General features: G+C 74.1%; 15 protein-coding genes. 7 read left to right on the top strand and 8 right to left on the bottom strand.

Going from position 1 to position 20,779, the window contains the following annotated elements; genetic code table 11:
• Positions 1-16: 16 nt before the first annotated feature.
• The 7 genes from mraY to mraZ all read right to left on the bottom strand — a co-directional run bounded on the left by mraY (position 17) and on the right by mraZ (position 8,702).
• Positions 17-1,144 carry a phospho-N-acetylmuramoyl-pentapeptide-transferase gene (gene mraY, locus RMN56_RS20920; RefSeq protein ID WP_262282445.1) on the bottom strand — a complete coding sequence of 376 codons (1,128 nt, stop codon included), beginning with the start codon at positions 1,142-1,144 and terminating at the stop codon, positions 17-19.
• Positions 1,141-2,538 (bottom strand): UDP-N-acetylmuramoyl-tripeptide--D-alanyl-D-alanine ligase, encoded by a 1,398-nt coding sequence (locus tag RMN56_RS20915; RefSeq protein ID WP_313719204.1) that lies wholly within the window; start codon positions 2,536-2,538, stop codon positions 1,141-1,143. The genes mraY and RMN56_RS20915 overlap by 4 nt, the downstream gene beginning before the upstream one ends.
• A complete protein-coding gene (locus RMN56_RS20910; RefSeq protein WP_313719203.1) occupies positions 2,535-4,097 on the bottom strand; it encodes a UDP-N-acetylmuramoyl-L-alanyl-D-glutamate--2,6-diaminopimelate ligase in 1,563 nt (520 codons plus the stop codon). The genes RMN56_RS20915 and RMN56_RS20910 overlap by 4 nt, the downstream gene beginning before the upstream one ends.
• A 52-nt stretch (positions 4,098-4,149) precedes the next feature.
• Positions 4,150-6,354 (bottom strand): peptidoglycan D,D-transpeptidase FtsI family protein, encoded by a 2,205-nt coding sequence (locus tag RMN56_RS20905; protein WP_313719202.1) that lies wholly within the window; start codon positions 6,352-6,354, stop codon positions 4,150-4,152.
• 3 nt (positions 6,355-6,357) lie between these two features.
• Positions 6,358-6,960, bottom strand: a complete 603-nt coding sequence (ftsL, locus tag RMN56_RS20900) for a cell division protein FtsL (RefSeq protein ID WP_313719200.1) — start codon at positions 6,958-6,960, stop codon at positions 6,358-6,360.
• On the bottom strand, positions 6,957-8,066 hold the full coding sequence (gene rsmH, locus RMN56_RS20895) for a 16S rRNA (cytosine(1402)-N(4))-methyltransferase RsmH (protein WP_313719199.1): 1,110 nt from the start codon (positions 8,064-8,066) through the stop codon (positions 6,957-6,959). Before rsmH ends, ftsL begins: the two co-directional genes overlap by 4 nt.
• Positions 8,067-8,270: 204 nt before the next feature.
• Positions 8,271-8,702, bottom strand: coding sequence for a division/cell wall cluster transcriptional repressor MraZ (mraZ, locus tag RMN56_RS20890; protein WP_073831045.1), 432 nt, complete (start codon positions 8,700-8,702; stop codon positions 8,271-8,273).
• Between the two features lie 355 nt (positions 8,703-9,057).
• On the opposite strand from mraZ, the gene RMN56_RS20885 reads away from it, so the two are divergent.
• The 4 genes from RMN56_RS20885 to RMN56_RS20870 are packed head-to-tail and all read left to right on the top strand — an operon-like array spanning position 9,058 to position 12,493.
• Positions 9,058-10,305 carry a MurT ligase domain-containing protein gene (locus RMN56_RS20885; RefSeq protein ID WP_313724810.1) on the top strand — a complete coding sequence of 416 codons (1,248 nt, stop codon included), beginning with the start codon at positions 9,058-9,060 and terminating at the stop codon, positions 10,303-10,305.
• On the top strand, positions 10,295-11,017 hold the full coding sequence (locus tag RMN56_RS20880) for a type 1 glutamine amidotransferase (protein WP_313719198.1): 723 nt from the start codon (positions 10,295-10,297) through the stop codon (positions 11,015-11,017). Before RMN56_RS20885 ends, RMN56_RS20880 begins: the two co-directional genes overlap by 11 nt.
• A complete protein-coding gene (locus RMN56_RS20875; protein WP_313719197.1) occupies positions 11,014-11,727 on the top strand; it encodes a TVP38/TMEM64 family protein in 714 nt (237 codons plus the stop codon). Before RMN56_RS20880 ends, RMN56_RS20875 begins: the two co-directional genes overlap by 4 nt.
• Position 11,728: 1 nt before the next feature.
• Entirely contained in the window at positions 11,729-12,493 is a 765-nt protein-coding gene (locus RMN56_RS20870) for a phosphotransferase (RefSeq protein ID WP_313719195.1), read from the top strand.
• A gap of 79 nt (positions 12,494-12,572) precedes the next feature.
• Here RMN56_RS20870 and leuS read toward each other — a convergent pair whose 3' ends face one another.
• Positions 12,573-15,413 carry a leucine--tRNA ligase gene (gene leuS / locus RMN56_RS20865; RefSeq protein ID WP_313719193.1) on the bottom strand — a complete coding sequence of 947 codons (2,841 nt, stop codon included), beginning with the start codon at positions 15,411-15,413 and terminating at the stop codon, positions 12,573-12,575.
• Positions 15,414-15,839: 426 nt separating this feature from the next.
• Here leuS and RMN56_RS20860 point away from each other — a divergent pair, with 426 nt between their 5' ends.
• The 3 genes from RMN56_RS20860 to RMN56_RS20850 are packed head-to-tail and all read left to right on the top strand — an operon-like array spanning position 15,840 to position 20,674.
• Complete coding sequence (locus RMN56_RS20860; protein WP_313719192.1) at positions 15,840-16,895, top strand: AAA family ATPase; 1,056 nt, start codon at positions 15,840-15,842, stop codon at positions 16,893-16,895.
• 1 nt (position 16,896) lies between these two features.
• Positions 16,897-18,195, top strand: a complete 1,299-nt coding sequence (locus tag RMN56_RS20855; RefSeq protein WP_313719191.1) for a DUF58 domain-containing protein — start codon at positions 16,897-16,899, stop codon at positions 18,193-18,195.
• A gap of 16 nt (positions 18,196-18,211) precedes the next feature.
• On the top strand, positions 18,212-20,674 hold the full coding sequence (locus RMN56_RS20850; RefSeq protein ID WP_313719190.1) for a transglutaminase TgpA family protein: 2,463 nt from the start codon (positions 18,212-18,214) through the stop codon (positions 20,672-20,674).
• Positions 20,675-20,779 lie beyond the last annotated feature (105 nt).

Raw genomic sequence — 20,779 nt, 5'->3', positions numbered from 1 at the left:
TCCTTTCGCTGGTGGGTCAGCTCATCGCGGCGAGGAACTCGCTGTAGAACAGGCCCAGCGCGATGGCCACGCCGATGCCGGCGATGATCCAGAACCGGACCACGATGTTGACCTCGCTCCACCCGGCCAGCTCGAAGTGGTGCTGGAGCGGTGACATCCGGAACACCCGTTTGCCGGTGGTGCGGAACGAGATGATCTGGATCACCACGGACATCGTGATGATCACGAAGAGACCGCCGATGATCGGCAGCAGCAGGATGGTCCGGGTGGACATCGCCATGCCGGCGATCAGCCCGCCCAGGCCCAGAGCGCCGGTGTCGCCCATGAAGATCCGGGCCGGCGAGGTGTTCCACCACAGGAAGCCGACGCAGGCCCCGGCCGCCGCGCCCGCGATCAAGGCGATCTCCAGCGGGTCCCGGACCGTGTAGCAGTACGCCCCGGCGGGGTAGTTCGGGTCGGCGCACCAGTGCCGGTACTGCCAGAAGGCGATCAGTGCGTACGCGGCGAGAACCATCACCGAGGCGCCGGTGGCCAGGCCGTCGAGGCCGTCGGTGAGGTTCACCCCGTTGGTCGCCGCCATCACCACCAGGATGATCACGATGACCGCGCCGATCTTGCCGATCTCCAGGGCCGGGATGTCCCGGATGAAGCTCAGCATGGTGCTGCCGACGGTCTCCGTGTTGGTCGCGTTGCCGCGGACGTCGGTCATGCTGCTCGGGAAGTAGAGCGCCACCACGCCGAAGATCGCGCCGACCAGGATCTGGCCGGCGAGCTTCCCGCGCTTGTTGAGGCCGCCGCTGTGCCGCTTGCGGACCTTCAGGAAGTCGTCGATGAAGCCGACCGCGCCGGAGAACACCATGAGCCCCAGCAGCACCAGCGCCGTGATGGTCGGCTCGACCTGGGCGATCTGCGCGTCCGGCAGGGTGGTCAGGGCCAGGTGGCCGGCGACGTACGCGATCACCGTGGCCAGGATGAAGACCACGCCGCCCATGGTGGGCGTGCCCTTCTTGCCCTGGTGCATGGCCGGGCCCTCGGCCCGGATCGGCTGGCCCGCCTTGAGCCGGGTGAACACCTTGATCGCGATCGGGGTGCAGAAGAGCGAGATGAGGAAGGCGACCCCGATGGCGACGATCACCGCCCTCATGCGGCCGAACCTTCCCCGGCGTCCGCGCGCAGCGCGTCGGCCACCTCCCAGGTGCGGTACCGGGAGCCCTTCACCAGCACCACGTCACCCGGACGTAGCTCGCTCCGCAGCACCTCGACGGCCGCCGCCTGATCGGTGAGCAGCACCGACTCTCCTCCCCAGTTGCTTACCGCTGTCGCGCCTTCGTGGATCGGCGCCGCCGACTCGCCCACCACGAGCAGCCGGTCGACCCCCAGTTCGGCCGCCAGGCGGCCGACCTGCTGGTGCCCCTCCCGTTCGAAGTCGCCCAACTCGGCCATGTAGCCGAGCACCGCGACGGTACGCCCCGTACCGCGCATGCTCGCCAGCGCCCGCAGCGCCACGCCGGTGGAGGCCGGGTTGGCGTTGTACGAGTCGTCGATCACGGTCACCCCGTCGGGACGCTCGAACACGTCCATCCGGCGGGTGGAGACCAGGCCCAGCTCGCCCAGGGCCACCGCCAGCTCCGCCAGGGGCAGGCCCAGCTCGCGGGCGACCGCCGCGGCGGCCAGCGAGTTGGACACCTGGTGCCGGCCGGTCAGCCCGAGCCGCACCGGAGCGCTCCCCTCGGGCGTGACGAGGGTGTACGACGCCCGGCCCCGCCCGTCCAGCGTCACGTCGACCGCCCGCACGTCGGCCCGCTCGGACTCGCCGTAGCGGACCACCCGGGCCCCGGTGCGCGCCGCCATGGCGTCGACCCGCGGGTCGTCGGCGTTGAGCACGGCCAGCCCGTCGGCGGGCAGCGCCTCGACCAGCTCCCCCTTGGCGAGCGCGATGGTCTCCACCGAGCCGAACTCGCCGATGTGCGCCACCCCGACGTTGAGCACCACCGAGATCCGCGGCGGCACCACGTCACACAGGTAGCGGATGTGACCCACCCCCCGGGCGCCCTTCTCCATCACGAGGTAGCGGGTCTCCGGGCCGGCCTGCAACGCCGTGTACGGGTGCCCCAGCTCGTTGTTGAACGAGCCGGGCGGCGCCACGGTCGGGCCGAGCCGGACGGCCAGCTGGGCGATCAGGTCCTTGGTGGTGGTCTTGCCGGAGGAACCGGTCAGCCCGATGACGGTCAGGCCGGGCAGCCGGTCGACCACCGCGCGGGCCAGCCGCCCCATGGCGTCGAGCGCGTCGCCGACCAGCACCATCGGCACGCCGGGCACCTCGCGGGTGCCGAGCACGGCCACCGCGCCGGAGGAGACCGCGCCGGCCGCGTAGTCGTGCCCGTCCACCTTCTCGCCCGGGAAGGCGACGAAGAGGCCGCCGGGGGTGACCTTGCGGGAGTCGAACTCCACCGAGCCGGTCACCCGGGTGTCCGGGTCGGCGGCGACGAGCCGGCCGTCGACCGCGGCCGCCACCTCGGCCAGGGTCAGCGGAATCATGGCTGCCCAACCAGGTCGCCGAAGCGGGCGCGCAGCGCCTCCGCCAGCTCCACCCGGTCGTCGAACGGCAGCACCTCGCCGTTGATCTCCTGGCCGCGTTCCTGGCCCTTGCCCAGCAGCGCCACGATGTCCCCCGGTTCCGCCACCCGGACCGCCTCCTCGATGGCGGCCCGCCGGCCGGGCGCCTCGATGATCCGCGCGCCGGTGCCCGCCTCGTACGCGCCGGCCAGCACCTCGGCCCGGATCGTGGCCGGGTCCTCGGTGCGCGGGTTGTCGTCGGTCACCAGCACCACGTCGGCGCCCCGCGCGGCGGTGCCGCCCATCACCGGCCGCTTGCCCCGGTCCCGGTCGCCGCCGGCGCCCAGCACGCAGATCAGCCGGCCGTCGGTCAGGCCCCGCAGCGCCGCCAGGACCGCCTCGATGGCGTTCGCCTTGTGCGCGTAGTCGACCACCCCGCGCACCGGGGCGTCGCCGCTGACCAGTTCCAGGCGGCCGGGTACCCCGCCGCAGGCGGCCACGCCGCGGGCCGCCGTGGCCGGGTCGACCCCGGCGGCCACCAGGATGGCGACGGCCAGCAGCGCGTTGGCCACGTTGTGCCGGCCGGGCAGGGCCACCCCGGTGGGCAGGGCCACCCCGTCCGGGCCGTGCACGGTGAAGCGCTGCGCGTAGCCCTCGCCGCCGATCCCGTCGGCCCACCAGGTGGCGGCCGGGTCGCCGGCCGCCGAGTAGGTCACGGTCGCCGGCTTGCGCAGCGGCCGCAGCGCCGGGTCGTCGTGGTTGAGCACCTCGACCCGGCAGCGCCCGTCGAAGAGCTTCGCCTTGGCGGCGAAGTAGTCCGCCTCGTCGGCGTGGAAGTCCAGGTGGTCGGAGCCGAAGTTGGTGTAGCCGCCCACGTCGAACCGGACCCCGCCGACCCGGCCCATGGCCAGGGCGTGGCTGGACACCTCCATGACCACGGTGTCCACCCCGCGCTCGCGGGCCACCGCCAGCATGGCGTGCAGGTCGGTGGCCTCCGGGGTGGTCCGGACGCTGTCGATCACCAGGTCCCCGAGCCGGGTCTCCACCGTGCCGATCAGGCCGGTGGTGTGCCCGGCGGCGCGCAGCCCGGACTCGATGAGGTAGCTCGTGGAGGTCTTGCCGGCGGTGCCCGTCACGCCGATCATGGTCAGCCCGGCGGTCGGGTCGCCGTAGACGGTGGCGGCGACCTCGCCGAGCACCGCCCGGGGGTCGTCCGCGACCAGCACGGGCAGGCCCGCCCCGGCGGCCAGCGCGACGCCGGCCGGGTCGGTGAGCAGGGCCACCGCGCCCGCCCCGGCCGCGGCGGCGGCGAACTCCGCGCCGTGCCGGCGGGCACCGGGCAGGGCCGCGTACAGGTCGCCGGGGCGGACCTCCTGGCTGGCGTGGGTCACCCCGGTGACGGCCACCTCGGCGGCCCCCTCCGGCGGCGCGACGGCCAGCCGGGCGGCGAGGTCGCCGAGCCGGACGGGATTCACGGTGGCGGGTCGTGGATTGCCGGGCACGGCGTCAGACCCTACCCGGTCGTCCGGTTCCGACCGCACAGCCGCCCCGGTGGTTCGTCGCCACTCACCGATCATGTCCCGCCCCGCCGGTTCAGTGCGGAAAGACCTCGAACTTCGGGGACTTGTTGGTCGCCGAGGGCGGCACCCGGTAGTGCCGGAGAGTGAAGGACATCATCTCCCGGAACGCCGGGGCGGCCACCGCGCCGCCCTCGCCGCCCGGGCTCCAGGCGAAGACCGCCACCACGTACCTCGGCTTCTCGGCCGGGGCCATCCCGATGAACGAGGCGACCTCGCCGGGCTGGCGCTTGCCGTTCTCGTAGCGCAGGCCGGTGCCGGTCTTGCCGGCGACCCGGTAGCCGGGCACCGCGGCGGCCAGGCCGGTGGCCCGCCCGTCCGGGCCGTCGACCGTGGTGACCGCCTCCAGCATCCGGCGCAGCGCGGCGGCGTTGGCCGGGCTGAGCACCGAGCGGGTGACCGGGGCGGCGCCGGGCTTCTTCTTCCCGTCCGGGCCGATCACCTGCTTGATCAGGTGCGGCTGCACGTACGTCCCGTCGTTGGCGATGGCGGCGTACGCGGCGGCCATCTGCAGCGGGGTGGCGTCCACGCTGTGCCCGATCGGCACCGACCCGTACGACGAGCCGCTCCACTGGTCGGCCGGGAGCAGCCGGCCGCTGGCCTCCCCCGGCATGCCCTCACCGGTGGGCTGGCCCAGCCCGAACCGCTTCTGGTAGTCGATCAGGCGATCCCGGCCCAGCTTCTCGGCGATCTCGATGGTGCCGACGTTGGACGAGAAGGCGAGCATGCCCGGGATGCTCATGGTCCGGCCGTTGGCCGGGTGGGTGTCCGTGAAGGGCACGCCGCCCCTGGTGATCGTGTTGGCCACCGGGAAGGTGGTGTCCGGGGTGATCACGCCCTCCTGGAGGGCCGCGCCGTAGGTGATCGCCTTGTGGATCGAGCCCGGGTCGACGATGAAGCTGGTGGCCGCGTCCTCGCGGTCGGCCGGAGAGTTGACCTTGGTGGGGTCGGCCGCGTTGTAGGTGGGGTAGCTCGCCTGGGCCAGCACGTCGCCGGTGCCGACCTCGATGACCACGGCGGCGCCGACGCTGTTGTGGGTCTGGGCCATCGCGTCGGACAGGATCCGCTGGGTCTGGAACTGGAGGTCGCGATCGGTCGTGAGCACCAGGGAACTGCCCGGTTGCGCCGGGGTGGTCTGGCTGTAGCCGCCCGGGATCGGCGCGGCCAGGTCGCCCTGCCCCACCTCGTACCGCTTCCGGCCGGGCTTGCCCTCGAGGACGTCGTCGTACTTCGCCTCCAGCCCTTCGAGCCCGGTCATGTCCTGGCTCACGAAGCCGATGAGGTTGGCGGCCAGGTCGCCGCCGGGCACCTCGCGCCGCTCGTCGCGGTGCACGCCGATGCCCAACAGGTCCAACGCCATGATCTGCTTGGCCCGGTCGATGTCGACGCCGCGCGCCAGGTACTCGAACTGCGACCAGCCGCCGCCGGGCAGCTTGCGGGGCTTCATCTTCCCGGCCAGCTCGGAGGCGGGCACGCCGAGCAGCGGGGACAGCAGCTTGGCGGTGGCGACCGGGTTCTTGACCTGGGTGGGGTCGGCGAAGACGTACCGCGCCTCGACGCTGTGGGCCAGCGGGGCGCCGGTGCGGTCGTAGATCGCCCCGCGCGGGGCCGGCAGCTCGACCACGGCGAGCCGGCTGTCCAGCCCGCCGTCGGCGTACGCCGGGGTGCTGGCGGCCTGGAGGTAGACCAGCCGGATGCCGATGGTGGTGAAGAGCGCCAGCACGAGCAGGGTGCCGAGCCGCAGCCGGCGGCGCGGGTCGGCGAGCTTCGGCGGGCGGCGCGGCTTGCGGACCGGCCGCCGGGCGGCGGCCGGCCGCGCGGGGCGGCGCGGCCCGGGCCGGCGCCGCGGCGGCGCCGGCTCGTCGTCGCCGAACGGCTCGCGCACCGGGCGGGCGGAGACGGTCCGCACCACCCCGCCCCGGCCGCCGGACGCGGTCTCCCGGCGGCCGGCGCGGGTCGCCCCGGTGCGGCCGCCGTCGAGCACCTGCAACGCCGGGCGGAACGGGTCGCCGGAGCGGCTGCTGCGCGGGGTACGCCGCTGCTCGGCGCCCCCGCCGGTGCGGGCCGCGCCGCCGCCCTCCCGGATGGTCCGGCCCCGCGGTGTGTACGCCCGGGCGTCGGAGATCCCGCCGACGCCCGGCTCCCGGTGCTCGTCGCCCCGGGACGAGCCGCGCCGGGAGCCTGTGGCGTCCCGGCGCGGTTCATCCGATCTCGGCGGCACTGCTCAGCCTCCGTTGCCCTGCTGGCTGGTGATCGCCGGCGCGCCCTCCACCGGGTGCGGGACGCCGATCACCTTCCCGTCCGGCAGCCGGATGTAGGCCAGCTCGTCGGAGTCGACCAGGCCCAGCTTGCGGGCGTTGGCGGTCAGGTTGCCGGGCGCCTTCTGGTCGGCGATCTCCTTCTCCAGCTGCTGCTGGTCGACGTCGAGCTTCGCCTGCTGCTGCTGGAGCTTCTCCAGCTTGAAGGCGTTCTCGTTGATCTTGGTGTTGACCGCCAGGATGCCGAGCACCCCGCCGACCACGAGCACCAGGATCAGCCCGACGAACGGCGCCCGCGGCACGCGGACCGGCGGCGGCGGGGCGACCCGCAGCCGCGGCGAGGTGTCGCCGGTGGCCCGGGCGCGCTCGGCCGGGCGCAGCGCGGCGCTCCCCTGGGTGGGGAACTCGCGCGCCCCCCGGGCGCGAGTCTCCCCCCGGCGGTCGGGCCGGTCGGCCGCCACCGTCGACGTGGTGCCGCGCGGGGCACGCTGCGCCGCGGTCCGGCCCCCCGACCGCGGTGCGCGCTGCCCGATGCCGGTGTCCCGGCCGTCGCGCTGGTTGACGTTCATGTCCCCTCCCCCTCTTCGTCCGTCCCGTTCCCGTCCCCCGGCGCCGACCGCGGGTCCGTTCCCGACCCCGGTGACCCCGTCCCCGGTTGGTGCATCGCCCTCACCCGGCGGCGGTACCGTTCGCGGTCGGTACGCCCCTGCCGGGTGGCCTCCGGGTCGAGCCGTTCCGCGGCCCGCAGCCGCACGGAGGCGGCACGCGGGTTCGCCGCGACCTCGGCCTCCCCGGGCAGCTCCGCGCCCCGGCTGAGCAGCCGGAACGTCGGACCCGACCCGGGCAGTTCGACCGGGAGGTCGACCGGGCCCTTACTGCGGACCCGGTCGGCGAGCGCCTGCTTGGTGAGCCGGTCCTCCAGCGAGTGGTAGGACAGGACCACCATGCGGCCGCCCACGGTGAGCTTGTCCAGAGCGGCCGGCAGCGCCGTCTCCAGCGCTGCCAGTTCCCTGTTTACCTCGATCCGTAAAGCCTGAAACGTTCTCTTTGCCGGGTGTCCCCCGGTTCGTCGGGCTGGTGCCGGAATGCTCTCCCGGACCAGCTCGGCCAGTCGCGCCGACGAGGTGATCGGCGCGCGCTCGCGCTCGCGGATGATCGCCGAGGCGATCCGTCCGGCGAACTTCTCCTCGCCGTACACCCGCAGCACCCGGGCCAGATCCGGGTGGGCGTAGGTGTTGACCACCTCCTCGGCGGTCACCCCCCGGGTCTGGTCCATCCGCATGTCCAGCGGCGCGTCCTGCGCGTACGCGAACCCGCGGTCGGGCGCGTCCAGTTGCAGGGACGAGACGCCGAGATCGAACAGGATCCCGTCGATCGCCGGGTAGCCGAGCCGGTCGAGCACCTCGGGCAGTTCGTCGTAGACGGCGTGCTCCAGGTGGATCCGATCGGCGAACCGGGCCAGCCGGACCCGCGCGTGGGCGAGGGCCTCGGTGTCCCGGTCCAGGCCGACGAGCACCGTGTCCGGGTGCGCCTCGAGCACCGCCTCGGCGTGCCCGGCCAGGCCGAGCGTGGCGTCGACGTAAACGGTCCGACCGGGCCGGCCCAGCGCGGGGGCCAGCAACTCGAGACACCGCTCGAGCAGCACCGGCACGTGCGTGCCGCGTAGCTCCCCCATCTCGACCCCCACTGGTTGAAACCCGTTTCCGTCCCTGTGTCCGTCGTCGTCACGGCGCCTCGTCATACCGCCAGATCCCCATCCGCTCCCGCCCGCCGGAGGCCGCGGCCCTCCGTATCGGATCGTGCGCCTGGCACCGGGGAAGGGGTGCCAGGAACTCGAAAGCGGCTGGAGATCTCGCAGTACGTCGGGCGCCGTCACGCCCTACAGACCGCCGGGCAGCACCCCCTCCTCGATGTCGGCGAAGTCGTCTTCGCTCTCCGCGAGGTAGGCCTCCCAGGCCGCCCTGTCCCAGATCTCCACCCGGGTGCTCGCCCCGATCACGACCAGGTCGCGGTCGAGCGCGGCGTACGACCGGAGGTGCCCGGGGATGGTGACCCGTCCCTGCTTGTCCGGCACCTCGTCGTGCGCGCTCGCGAAGAAGACCCGGCTGTAGGCCCGGGCCGCCTTGCTCGTCATCGGCTGCGCGCGCAACTGGTCGGCGATCCGCTGGAACTCGGGCATCGGGAAGACGTAGAGGCAGCGCTCCTGCCCTTTGGTGATCACGACACCCCCCGCCAGCTCGTCCCGGAACTTCGCCGGAAGGATCAACCGGCCTTTGTCGTCCAGGCGCGGAGTGTGGGTGCCGAGGAACATCGGCCCAACCCCCTCGCCCTGAGCGGCGTTCGCGGCGCCGCTGACCCCCCGGGCCGGTGTGGCCCTCCCGGCCTCACCATCGCGCCCCACTCTACTCCACTTCCCTCCACCCGCAACCAGAAACGCCCGCGTGGCGCGCCGTTTGCGCGCGCAAAACAGCACGTCAACGGGGGTGGGGCGGAGTGGAGGGCCCCGGCGCGCCCCGTGCGCGGTCCGCTTCCCGACATTGATCGACTCCGTCCGGTGGAGCGCGCGGTGGCCGTCCGCCGGAGCTCCCCGGCCGAACGGATCGCCGTCGGCGGCGATCTGGGGGGCCCGGCGGTCCGGTAACCTCGCTCGGGTGACGGACGCGAAGATGCCCCTGCGGGCAAAGGTGGCCAGCTCCGTGTCGCGGACCGCCGCGGCGCTGTCGCGGGCCGCGGGTCGTGGCGACGGCTCGGTCATCGGCGGGTGGATCGGCCTCAAGATCGACCCGGACCTGCTCGCCCACCTCTCGGCCGGGCGGGCCATCGCCCTGGTGTCCGGCACCAACGGCAAGACCACCACCACCCGGCTCACCACCGCCGCCGTCGGCGTGCTCGGCCGGGTCGCCACCAACTCCTTCGGCGCCAACATGCCCAGCGGGCACACCTCGGCGCTGGCCAAGGCCGGCAGCACCCCCTACGCGGTGCTGGAGGTGGACGAGCACTACCTCGCCCAGGTGCTGGAGGCCACCGAGCCGCACGTCGTGGCGCTGCTCAACCTCTCCCGCGACCAGCTGGACCGGGCCAAGGAGGTCGCCATGATGGCGCAGCTCTGGCGCGCCGCGCTGGTCCGGCACACCGACGTGCGGGTGGTCGCCAACGCCGACGACCCGATGGTGGTGTGGGCCGCCACCCCGCCGGCCGACCCGGCTCAGGGCCACGTCCCGCCGCACGTCACCTGGTTCAGCGCCGGCCAGCGCTGGCACGACGACTCCTGGGTCTGCCCCGAGTGCGGCTCCACCATCCAGCGCTCCGGCGAGCAGTGGTGGTGCACCGGCTGCCCGCTGCGCCGCCCCCAGCCGCAGTGGACCGTCGAGGACGACGGGGTGCTCGACCCCACCGGCGCCTGGCACAAGGTGCAGCTCCAGCTCCCCGGCAAGGTCAACCTCGGCAACGCGGCCACCGCCCTGGCCGTCGCCGCCGAGTTCGGGGTACGCCCCGTGGACGCGGTCTCCCGGCTCGGCTCGGTCACCTCGGTGGCCGGCCGCTACGCCCAGGTCGACCGGGACGGGCGCAACATCCGGCTGCTGCTGGCCAAGAACCCGGCCAGCTGGCTGGAGGCGTTCGACATGGCCGACGTCGCGCCGACACTGCTCTCCATCAACGCGCGCGACCCCGACGGAATGGACACCTCCTGGCTCTTCGACGTCGACTTCTCCCCGCTGGCCGGCCGGCAGGTGCTCATCACCGGCGACCGGGCGTACGACCTGGCGGTCCGGCTCGACGTCAACGGCGTGCCGTTCCAGCACGTCCGGACCTTCGACGACGCGGTCCGCGCCGTGCCGCCGGGCCGGCTGGAGGTCATCGCCAACTACACCGCCTTCCAGGACATCCGAGCGGAGCTGGACCGTGTCAACTGAGAGCCTGCGCATCGTCTGGATCTATCCCGACCTGCTGTCCACCTACGGCGACCGGGGCAACGCGCTGATCCTGGCCCGCCGGGCCCAGCAGCGTGGCATGCCGGTCGAGGTGCTGGAGGTCCGCTCCGACCAGCGGCTGCCCGCCACCGCCGACATCTACCTGCTCGGCGGCGGCGAGGACGGCCCGCAGGCACTGGGGGCGCAGCGGCTGATCGCCGACGGCGGCCTGCACCGGGCGGTCGCCCAGGGCTCGGTCGTGTTCGGCGTCTGCGCCGGCTACCAGCTGCTGGGCACCTCCTTCTTCGCCAAGGGCACCCGGTGCACCGGCCTGGAGCTGCTCGACATCTCCTCCGACCGGGGTCCCACCCGGGCGGTCGGCGAGCTGGCCGGCGAGGTCGACCCGCGGCTGGGCATCCCCTACCTGACCGGGTTCGAGAACCACGGCGGGCGCACCCACCTCGGGCCCGGCGTGTCGCCGCTGGCCCGGGTGACCGCCGGGGTCGGCAACGACGGCACCACCGAGGGGGCCTGGCGCGGCAAGCTGCTCGGCACCTACTCGCACGGCCCGGCGCTGGCCCGCAACCCCGCCCTGGCCGACCTGCTGCTGCGCTGGGCGACCGGCGTCCACCAGCTCCCCCCGCTCGACGACACCTGGGCCGACCGGCTCCGGTCCGAGCGCCGCGCCGCGGTGGCCGCCGCCGCGAGGGCATGACCGGCGCCGCCCGACGGTGGCGGCGACTCACCCGCCGGCTCGTCCGACTGCTCCGGCAGCCGTCGGCGCGCCGGTTCGCGCTGCTGCTCCTGCTGCTCGCCGGGTGTGGGATCACGCTGCTGCTGGTCCCCCACCCCGACCCGGGCGACCTGCCCCGGCTCGCCCACTCGCTCGGCGCGTTCGCGCCGGTCGCCGCCGTGGTGGGCGGCGCGCTGCTGCTCGTGGCGCTGGTCCCGCGTACCTTCGTCACGCTGGCCGCCGGAGCGATCTTCGGCCCGGTGCAGGGCGCCGCGTACGCCCTCGGCGCGGCGCTGCTCGCGGCGGCCCTCGGCTTCGCGGTCGGCCGCCTGCTGGGCCGGCAGTTCGTCGCCGAGCGGGTCCGCGGCCGGCTGGCCCGGCTGGACGGCTGGTTCGCCCGGCAGAGCGTGTTCGGCGTGATGACCGTCCGGCTGCTGCCGATCGCCGGGTTCGGGCTGGTCAGCTACGGCTACGGCACCACCGGGGCGCGGGTGCTGCCGTTCCTGGCCGGCAGCGTGATCGCCGCCGCCCCCACCGCCATCGGCTACGCGGCCATCGGCGCGGCGGTCAGTTCCCCCGACTCGATCAACTGGTACGCCGCCGCCCCGGCCAGCCTCGGCCTGATCGCCAGCGTGCTCATCATCCACCGCTGGTGGCGCGCGGAGCGGCACCGCCGGCTGGGCCCGAGCTGAAATGGCCGCCGCGGAGGAGCGGCTGCCCGGCGGCTTCGTCACCGAGGTGATCCGGATCGGCGACACCGTACGCCGCTCTCCCCCGGCGCGGGCCGGGTTCGTGACCGCCCTGCTGCGGCACCTGGCCGCGACCGCGCCCGGCCTGGCGCCGCGCCACCTCGGGGTGGACGAGCAGGGCCGGCAGGTGCTCACCCACCTCGCCGGGCGGGTGCCCTGGCGGGACCGGGAGGATCCCACCTTCTTCGCCGACCCGGCCCTCGCCCGGCTGGCCGAGCTGATCCGGGCGCTGCACGACGCTTGCGCCGGAACCCCGCTGGCCGGCGGCGCGGAGACGGTCTGCCACCGGGACCTGTCGCCGAAGAACACCGTCTACCGGGACGCGCCGGCCGGGCCGCTGCCGGTGGCGTTCCTGGACTGGGACCTGGCCGGGCCGGGCCGACGGATCGAGGACGTGGCCTTCGCCGGCTGGCACTGGGCCGCGCTGGGCGGCGACGCCGACCCGGCCGAGCTGGCCCGGCGCGGCCGGCTGCTGTGCGACGCCTACGAGGCGGCCGCCCCCGGGGTGTCGCTGCCCCGCGGCGAGCTGGTCGCCGTCATGCTCGACCAGCTCGACGGCACCTGGCGGGGCATCGACGCCGGCGCCGACCGGGACGAGCCGGGCATGCGCCGGCTCCGCGCCGCCGGCGCGGTCGATGCGGTACGGGGCTGGCACGAGTGGCTGGGCCGGCATCGCCCGGCGGTCGAGGCCGCCCTCGGCACCCGGTGACCGCTCGCTGGTTCCTCCGGGGGCGGCGACCGCCGGAGGCGCGCCCGAGCAGGGACGCGCCTCCGACGATCGAAAACGGTCAGGCGACGACCGAGACCATCCGGCCCTTCACCACGATGACCTTGCGCGGCTCCTTACCGGCCAGCGGGCCGGCGACCGCCTCCAGGGCGGCCGCGCGGACGTCGTCCTCGGACGCGTCGGCGGCCACCTCGACCCGGCCCCGGACCTTGCCGTTGACCTGCACCGGGTAGGTCACCGTCTCGGCGACCAGCAGCGCCGGGTCGGCGGTCGGGAAGTCCGCGTACGCCAGCGAGGTGTCGTGGCCCAGCCGCCGCCACAGCTCCTCGGCGATGTGCGGGGCGAACGGTGCCACCATCAGCACCAGCGGCTCGGCCACCTCGCGCGGGGTCTGAGCCAGCCGGGTCAGCCCGTTGGTCAGCTCGATCAGCTTCGCGATCGCCGTGTTGAACCGGATCGCCTCCATGTCGCCGCGGACCCCGTCGACGACCTTGTGCAGCAGCCGCCGGGTGGCCTCGTCGGCCGGCGCGTCGGTGACCCGCAGCGCGCCGGTCTGCTCGTCGACGACCGCCCGCCAGACCCGCTGCAGGAACCGGTACGAGCCGACCACCGCCCGGGTCTCCCACGGGCGGGACACCTCCAGCGGACCCATCGACATCTCGTAGACCCGGAAGGTGTCCGCGCCGTACGCCGCGCACATGTCGTCCGGGGTGACCACGTTCTTCAGGGATTTGCCCATCTTGCCGTACTCGCGCCGGACCTCGGTCTCGCCGTGGAAGTAGCGGCCGTCGACCTCGACGACCTCCTCGGCCGGCACGTAGGCGCCGCGCGGGTCGGTGAACGCGTACGCCTGGATGTAGCCCTGGTTGAACAGCCGGCGGAACGGCTCGAAGGACGAGACGTGGCCCAGGTCGTACAGCACCTTGTGCCAGAAGCGGGCGTACAGCAGGTGCAGCACGGCGTGCTCGGCGCCGCCGACGTACAGGTCGGTGCCGCCGCAGTCGCCCGCGCCGCGCGGCCCCATCCAGTACGCCTCGTTCTCCGGCTCGGCGAAGCGCCGCGAGTCGGTCGGGTCCAGGTAGCGCAGCTCGTACCAGCAGGAGCCGGCCCACTGCGGCATCACGTTGGTCTCCCGGGTGTAGCGCTTCGGCCCGTCACCCAGGTCCAGCTCCACCTCCACCCAGTCGCGCCGCCGGGACAGCGGGGTCTCCGGGTTGCTGTCGGCGTCCTCCGGGTCGAACGTCTTCGGCGAGAAGTCGTCCACCTCGGGCAGTTCGACCGGCAGCATCGACTCGGGCAGCGCGATCGGCGCCCCGGTCTCGTCGTAGACGATCGGGAACGGCTCGCCCCAGTAGCGCTGCCGGGAGAACAGCCAGTCCCGCAGCCGCCAGGTGACCGCGCCGGCGCCGTGCCCGTTGGCCTCCAGCCACTCGATGATCCGCGCCTTGGCGTCGGCCACCCCCAGGCCGTTCAGGTCCAGGCCCCGGTCGGGGGCGGCGCTGTTGATCGCCGGGCCCTCGCCGGTCCACGCCTTGCCGGCGAAGCCCTCCGCCGGCTGCACGGTGCGCACGATCGGCAGGTCGAAGACCTCGGCGAACTCCCAGTCCCGCTCGTCCTGCGCGGGCACCGCCATGATGGCGCCGGTGCCGTAGCCGGCCAGCACGTAGTCGGCGATGAAGATCGGGCTCTGCCCGCCGGTGACCGGGTTGGTCGCCCAGGCGCCCACGAAGACGCCGGTCTTCTCCTTGGTCTCCGCCTGCCGCTCCACGTCCGTCTTGGCCGCGGCGGCCTTCCGGTACGCCTCGACGGCGGCCCGCGGGCTGGCGTGCCCGCCCGTCCAGGCGTCCCGGGTCCCCTCCGGCCAGGCGGCCGGAACCAGCACGTCGACCAGCTCGTGCTCGGGAGCCAGCACCATGTAGGTGGCACCGAAGACGGTGTCCGGCCGGGTCGTGAACACCCGGACCGGGCCGCGCTCGGTCGGGAAGTCGATGTGCGCGCCGGTCGACCGGCCGATCCAGTTGCGCTGCTGCAGCTTGATCGGCTCGGGCCAGTCCAGCTTGTCCAGGTCCTCCAGCAGCCGGTCCCCGTACGCGGTGATCCGCATCATCCACTGCTTCAGGTTCCGCTTGAAGACCGGGAAGTTGCCCCGCTCGGAGCGGCCGTCGGCGGTGACCTCCTCGTTGGCCAGCACGGTGCCCAGGCCCGGGCACCAGTTCACCGGCGCCTCGGAGACGTACGCCAGCCGGTGGTCGTCGACGATCTTCCGCCGCTCGCCCACGGTCAGCTCGGCCCACGGCCGGCCGTCGGGGGTGGGGCGGGTGCCGCCCTCGAACTCGGCGATCAGCTCGGCGACCGGGCGGGCCTTGCGCGCGTCCGTGTCGTACCAGGAGTTGAAGACCTGCAGGAAGATCCACTGGGTCCAGCGGTAGAACTCGGTGTCGATGGTCGCCACGGAGCGCCGCTCGTCGTGGCCCAGGCCCAGCCGGCGCAGCTGCTCCTTGTACCGCTCGATGTTGGCCTCGGTGGTCGTCCGCGGGTGGGTGCCGGTCTGCACCGCGTACTGCTCGGCGGGCAGGCCGAACGCGTCGAAGCCCATCGCGTGCAGCACGTTGCGCCCGGCCATCCGCTGGTAGCGGGCGTAGCAGTCGGTGCCGATGTAGCCCAGCGGGTGGCCGACGTGCAGGCCGGCGCCCGAGGGATAGGGGAACATGTCCAGCACGTACAGCTTCTCGGCGCCCGCGCGCGGGTGGGTCGGGTCGGCCAGCGGACCGGCCGGGTTCGGCGCGTAAAAGGTGCCCTCCCGCTCCCAGGTGTCCTGCCAGCGGTGCTCGATCTCCTCGGCCAGGGCGGCGGTGTACCGGAACGGGGGAATGTCGGTCGCCGGTGCGGCTGCCTCACTCATGGCGTGTCTCCTCGGCGCGGGTCATGTCGGATATGGGAGGTCTGCTGCGGGCACAAAAAAGCCCCTCGCGCAGGAGGGGCCGCCGTGCTGTCGCGCGCTCAGCGCATCAGCACGGCTCGGTAAGAAGCAGGAAGACTCCGGCCATGACCGGCAGTGTACCCCGTCGGCGGGTCGCGCCTCTCCCCCGCCGCCGGCACGGCAACCGGGACCGGGTCCCGGGGGGCGAGCCGGACACCCGTCCCCCGGTCCGGCGAATATTCCGGGCGTAACCGGCCGACCGCCTGCGGGGGTCGGCGACAACGAGAAACATGGTTAGCCTGAGAGGCCAGTGAGATTTTTGCGGCAGAAGAGGCTCGGCGTCGCGAACCCAACGGCGGGTCCAGGTGCTCTATTCAGAGCTGCCGTCCGGCGACGAGGAGGAGGCCCGTGACACAACAGACCTGGGACGAGGTGGGCGGTCTGCTGCCGCACGACGAGTTCCGCGCCGCCAGCGAGGCCATCGTGGCCAACATCGAGCAGGTCATCGAGGGCAAGACGGCCACCGTCCGGCTCGCGCTGGCGGTGCTGCTCGCCGAGGGCCACCTCCTGATCGAGGACGTGCCGGGCGTCGGCAAGACCAAGCTGGCCAAGGCTTTGGCCCGGTCGATCGACTGCTCGGTGCGCCGGATCCAGTTCACCCCCGACCTGCTGCCCAGCGACGTCACCGGCGTCAGCGTCTACAACCAGGAGACGCACGACTTCGAGTTCCGCCCGGGCGCCGTCTTCGCCAACCTGGTCGTCGGCGACGAGATCAACCGGGCCTCGCCGAAGACCCAGTCGGCGCTGCTGGAGTGCATGGAGGAGCGGCAGGTCACCGTCGACGGCGTGACCTACCAGCTGCAGACCCCGTTCATGGTGGTCGCGACGCAGAACCCGATCGAGATGGAGGGGACCTACCCGCTGCCGGAGGCGCAGCGCGACCGGTTCACCGCCCGGATCGCGATGGGCTACCCGGACGCGGGCGCCGAGCTGGCGATGCTGGACGGTCACGGCGGCAACGACCCGCTGCACGAGCTGCGGCCGGTCTCCGACGCGGCGACCGTCCGCCGGCTGATCGGCCACGTCCGGCAGGTGCACGTCGCCGACGCCGTCAAGCAGTACGCCATCGACCTGGTCACCGCCACCCGCGAGGCGCCCGACCTGCGGCTCGGCGCGTCCCCGCGGGCCACCCTCCAGCTGCTGCGCACCGCCCGCGCGGTCGCCGCCCTGGAGGGCCGCGACTACGTCCTGCCCGACGACCTCCAGGCCCTCGCGGTGCCGGTGCTGGCGCACCGGATCATCCCGACCGCCGACGCGCAGCTGGCCCGGCGCACCACCGACGCGATCGTCGCCGAGCTGGTGCACCGCCTTCCGCTCCCGCACGACCGCAAGCGCTCCCCCTACGACACCCGGCCCCCCGCCCCCGGCAACGGGCACGGGCCGTACGAGCCGCGGAGGCCGTGAGGTGCGCGACGGCCTGCGAGGGCTGACCACCCGCGGCCGATCCTTCCTGGCGGCCGCGGTGGCCGCCGCGATCTCCGCCGCGATCCTGGGCGAGAAGGACCTGCTCCGGGTGGCCGTCCTGCTCGCCATCCTGCCGCTGCTGGCGGCGGCCTACGTCGGGCGCAGCCGCTACAAGCTCGCCTGCAACCGGTCCCTGGAGCCGCACCGGGTGCCGGTCGGGGCCAACTCGCGGGTGGTGCTGCGGCTGCAGAACCTGTCCCGGCTGCCCACCGGCACCCTGCTGCTGGAGGACCGGCTGCCCTACGCGCTCGGCAGCCGCCCGCGGGTGGTGCTGGAGCGCCTCGGCGCCCACCAGGCCAGCTCGGTGGCCTACACGGTCCGGGCCGACGTGCGCGGCCGCTACGAGGTCGGGCCGCTGGTGATCCGGCTGACCGACCCGTTCGGGCTCTGCGAGCTGAGCCGGGCCTTCCCCAGCACCGACCACCTCACCGTGATCCCGCAGGTCACCTCGCTGCCACCGGTCCGCCTCCCCGGCGAGTACGCGGGCAGCGGCGACAGCCGGGCCCGCTCGGTGGCGGTGCACGGCGAGGACGACGCGGCCACCCGGGAATACCGGATGGGTGACGACCTGCGCCGCGTGCACTGGAAGTCGACGGCCCGCACCGGCGAGCTGATGGTGCGCCGCGAGGAGCAGCCCTGGGAGAGCCGGGCCACCGTGGTGCTGGACACCCGCGCCGCCGGCCACCGGGGCGAGGGGCCGACCGCGAGCTTCGAGTGGGCGGTCTCCACGGCCGCCAGCATCGCGGTGCACCTGCGGCAGGCCGGCTACAAGCTGCGGCTGGTCACCGGTTCCGGCGTGGACGTGGACGCCACCGAGGCCGGCGGCGAGGGCCTGCTCCTCGACCACCTCGCCGAGGTGCACCTGGACAAGCGCGGCGAGCTGACCTCGCTGGTGCAGCAGGTCCGGCAGCGGTCCGACGGCGGTCTGATCATCGCGCTGCTCGGCACGCTGGGCACCGCCGAGGCCGAACTGCTGGCCGGGCTGCGCGGCAACGGCGCCACCTGCGTGGCGTTCCTGCTCGACAGCAACACGTGGTTGAACCTGCCGCCGAAGGCCCGGGCCGAGGCGGAACACGCGCACGGCGCCGCCGCCCTCGCCCTGCTGCAGAGCGGCTGGCGGGTCATCGGCGTGGAGCACGGCAACCGGCTGCCGATGCTCTGGCCGCAGGCAGGCCGCGGGTCGCAGGGTTTCGCGCTGCGGGCGGCGCTGGCCGAGACGGTGGCCGGAGGCGTGCGATGACCGGAAGGGTGGACCCGTGACCGCGCACCGCAACCTCGGCTTCGTCGCCGCGGCGGCGACCCTGCTGGCGGCGGCCCCGCTGTCGGCGATCTTCGAGCGCTGGACCTGGCTCGTCCAGGCGGCCATCGTGGTCGCCGTGGTGGCCGGCTCGGCCGCGCTGAGCCGGCTGGCCCGGGCGCCGCTGTGGGGCCAGGTGCTGGCCATGCTGGCCGGTCTCACGCTCGGCCTGACCTGGGTCTTCCCGGGCGGCACCGAGTTCTTCGCGTTCGTGCCCACCCCGGCCACCTTCGCCCACTTCGGCGACCTGCTGAACGCCTCGCTGTCGGACATGCGCTCCTACGGCGTGCAGGTGCCGGACGTGGACTCGCTGCTCTTCCTCGCCGTGCTCGGCATCGGCGCGGTGGCCGTGGTGGTCGACGTGCTCACCGTGGGCCTGCGCCGGCCGGCGCTGGCCGGGCTGCCCATGCTGGCCATCTACTCGGTGCCCGTGGCGGTCTACGTGGACAGCGTCCCCGCCACCCCGTTCGTGGTGGGCGCCTGCGGCTACCTGTGGCTGCTGGTCACCGACAACGTCGACCGCGTACGGCGGTTCGGCCGCCGGTTCACCGGCGAGGGGCGCGACGTCGACGTCTGGGAGGCGTCGCCGCTGGCCGCGGCGGGCCGCCGGCTGGCCGTGGTCGGAGTGGTCCTGGCGGTGGCCCTGCCGCTGGCCGTGCCCGGGATGACCGGTGGGCTCATGAGCGCCGTCGGCAACGGCAACGGCACCGGCAACGGGCGGCCGGGCCAGGGCGGCAGCCCCGGCCGGATCGACCTCTTCGCCGCGCTCAGCGGCCAGCTCAACCAGTCCGAGGTGAGCGAGCTGGTCAAGGTGACCACCAACGAACCGGCCCCGTTCTACCTGCGCTTCGGGGTGGCCGACGAGCTGCGGCCGGACGGCTTCCGGGTGCGGGTGCCCACCGGGAAGCCGGCCAACCGGAACCTGCCCGACCCGCGCAGCGGCCGGGGCGTGGCGCAGCAGCGCTACCGGGCCAGCGTCGAGGTGACCAAGAACCTCAACATGCCGCTGCTGCCGGTCTACGCCGAGCCGGTGAAGACCGAGGACCTGAGCGGGAACTGGCTCTACGACACGAATCTCCAGATCGTCTTCTCCAACCGGGAGAACTCCCGGGGCAAGCGCTACTCGTTCGACTACGTCCGCTCGACGTACAGCCCGGCGGCGCTGCGCGCGGCGCCGTCCCTGCCGGCCGACGACCCGGTGCTGGCGCAGCAGACCGTCACGCCGGCCGTCCGTGCGGTCGACCGGCTCGTCGACCAGCTGGTCAAGGGCCGCACGAACGACTACGACAAGGTTCGGGCGATCTACGACTACTTCTCGGTGGAGAACGGGTTCACCTACTCGCTGTCGACCCGGAGCGGCACCAGCGGGGACGACATCACCGACTTCCTCGCCACCAAGGTCGGCTTCTGCCAGCAGTACGCCGCGGCGATGGCCTGGCTGGTCCGGTCGGCCGGCATCCCGGCCCGGGTGGCGTTCGGCTTCAGCAACGGCAGCAACTCCGGCGACGGCACGTACGTGCTGACCAACAAGAACCTGCACGCGTGGACCGAGGTCTTCTTCAGCGGGATCGGTTGGGTGCCGTTCGACGCCACCCCAGCGGCGAGCGTCCAGGGGTCGGTCCGCTCGGCCTGGGCCCCGGACACCGACGCCCCCGAGGACGTCACGCCGGCGCCGGGGAGCACCACCGTTCCCGAGGGCGTCGACCCGTCGGCCGGCGCGGACGACCCGGATCGCCTCGACAAGGACGCCGACCAGGGCCTGGCCGTCGACGGGGGCGGTCCGACCCGGCAGAGCCCGGTGTGGCCGTGGTGGGTGGCCGGGGCGCTCGCCCTGCTGGTGCTGCTCGCGGTGCCGGCCCTGCGCCGCTCCGCGCTGCGTCGGCGCCGGCGCGCCCGGGCGGTCGTGCCCGCGGCCACCACCCTGGCCGCCGTGCCCGGGCAGCGGGGCGAGGCGCGCGAGATCGTGGTCGGTGTGGACGCCGACCGGGCCCGCGCGGACGCGCACGCCGCCTGGGACGAGCTGCTGGACACGCTTGTCGACTTCCACGTCCGGGTGGACCTGACGGAGACCCCCCGGACGACCGCCGAGCGGTTGGTGCGGGAGACGCTCGTCGAGGACGCCGGCGCGGTGACCGGGGTCCGGCTGCTGGGCCGGGCCGAGGAGCGGGCCCGCTACGCCCGCGACCCGCTGACGGGCGAGGCGCTGCAGCCCGCCCTGCGGTCGGTTCGCGGTGCCCTCGCCGGGCAGGCGGACCGGCGTACCCGGCTGCTGGCGGCCTTGCTGCCGCCGTCGGTGCTGCTGCGCTGGCGGACCGCCCTGACCGAACGCTCGACCCGACTGGTCACCACGACCGGGCAGGTGCGGCAGCGGATGCTGCGCTGGGACCCGCGTCGTTTCCTGGCGGGCCGACCGGCCCGCTGACCCGGTTCCGCCCGCCGCCGCTCCCCCGGCGGCGGGCCGGACCGGGTCCCCACCGCCCCGGGCACCGGCGCGGCGTCGGACCGCGGCGCTTCGGAGGTGCGGCTA

Source organism: Micromonospora halotolerans, assembly GCF_032108445.1.
Lineage (GTDB): Bacteria > Actinomycetota > Actinomycetes > Mycobacteriales > Micromonosporaceae > Micromonospora > Micromonospora halotolerans.
Note: the sequence above shows the minus strand (reverse complement) of the source record. Positions and strands in the feature narration are given on the sequence as shown.

Bases quoted from the DNA above. Each gene is read 5' to 3' on its own strand.
- RMN56_RS20875 (WP_313719197.1), top strand. From the start codon at position 11,014: ATGACCGGCGCCGCCCGACGGTGGCGGCGACTCACCCGCCGGCTCGTC.
- mraY (WP_262282445.1), bottom strand. From the start codon at position 1,144: ATGAGGGCGGTGATCGTCGCCATCGGGGTCGCCTTCCTCATCTCGCTC.
- leuS (WP_313719193.1), bottom strand. From the start codon at position 15,413: ATGAGTGAGGCAGCCGCACCGGCGACCGACATTCCCCCGTTCCGGTAC.
- RMN56_RS20915 (WP_313719204.1), bottom strand. From the start codon at position 2,538: ATGATTCCGCTGACCCTGGCCGAGGTGGCGGCCGCGGTCGACGGCCGG.
- RMN56_RS20870 (WP_313719195.1), top strand. From the start codon at position 11,729: ATGGCCGCCGCGGAGGAGCGGCTGCCCGGCGGCTTCGTCACCGAGGTG.
- RMN56_RS20885 (WP_313724810.1), top strand. From the start codon at position 9,058: ATGCCCCTGCGGGCAAAGGTGGCCAGCTCCGTGTCGCGGACCGCCGCG.
- ftsL (WP_313719200.1), bottom strand. From the start codon at position 6,960: ATGAACGTCAACCAGCGCGACGGCCGGGACACCGGCATCGGGCAGCGC.
- mraZ (WP_073831045.1), bottom strand. From the start codon at position 8,702: ATGTTCCTCGGCACCCACACTCCGCGCCTGGACGACAAAGGCCGGTTG.
- rsmH (WP_313719199.1), bottom strand. From the start codon at position 8,066: ATGGGGGAGCTACGCGGCACGCACGTGCCGGTGCTGCTCGAGCGGTGT.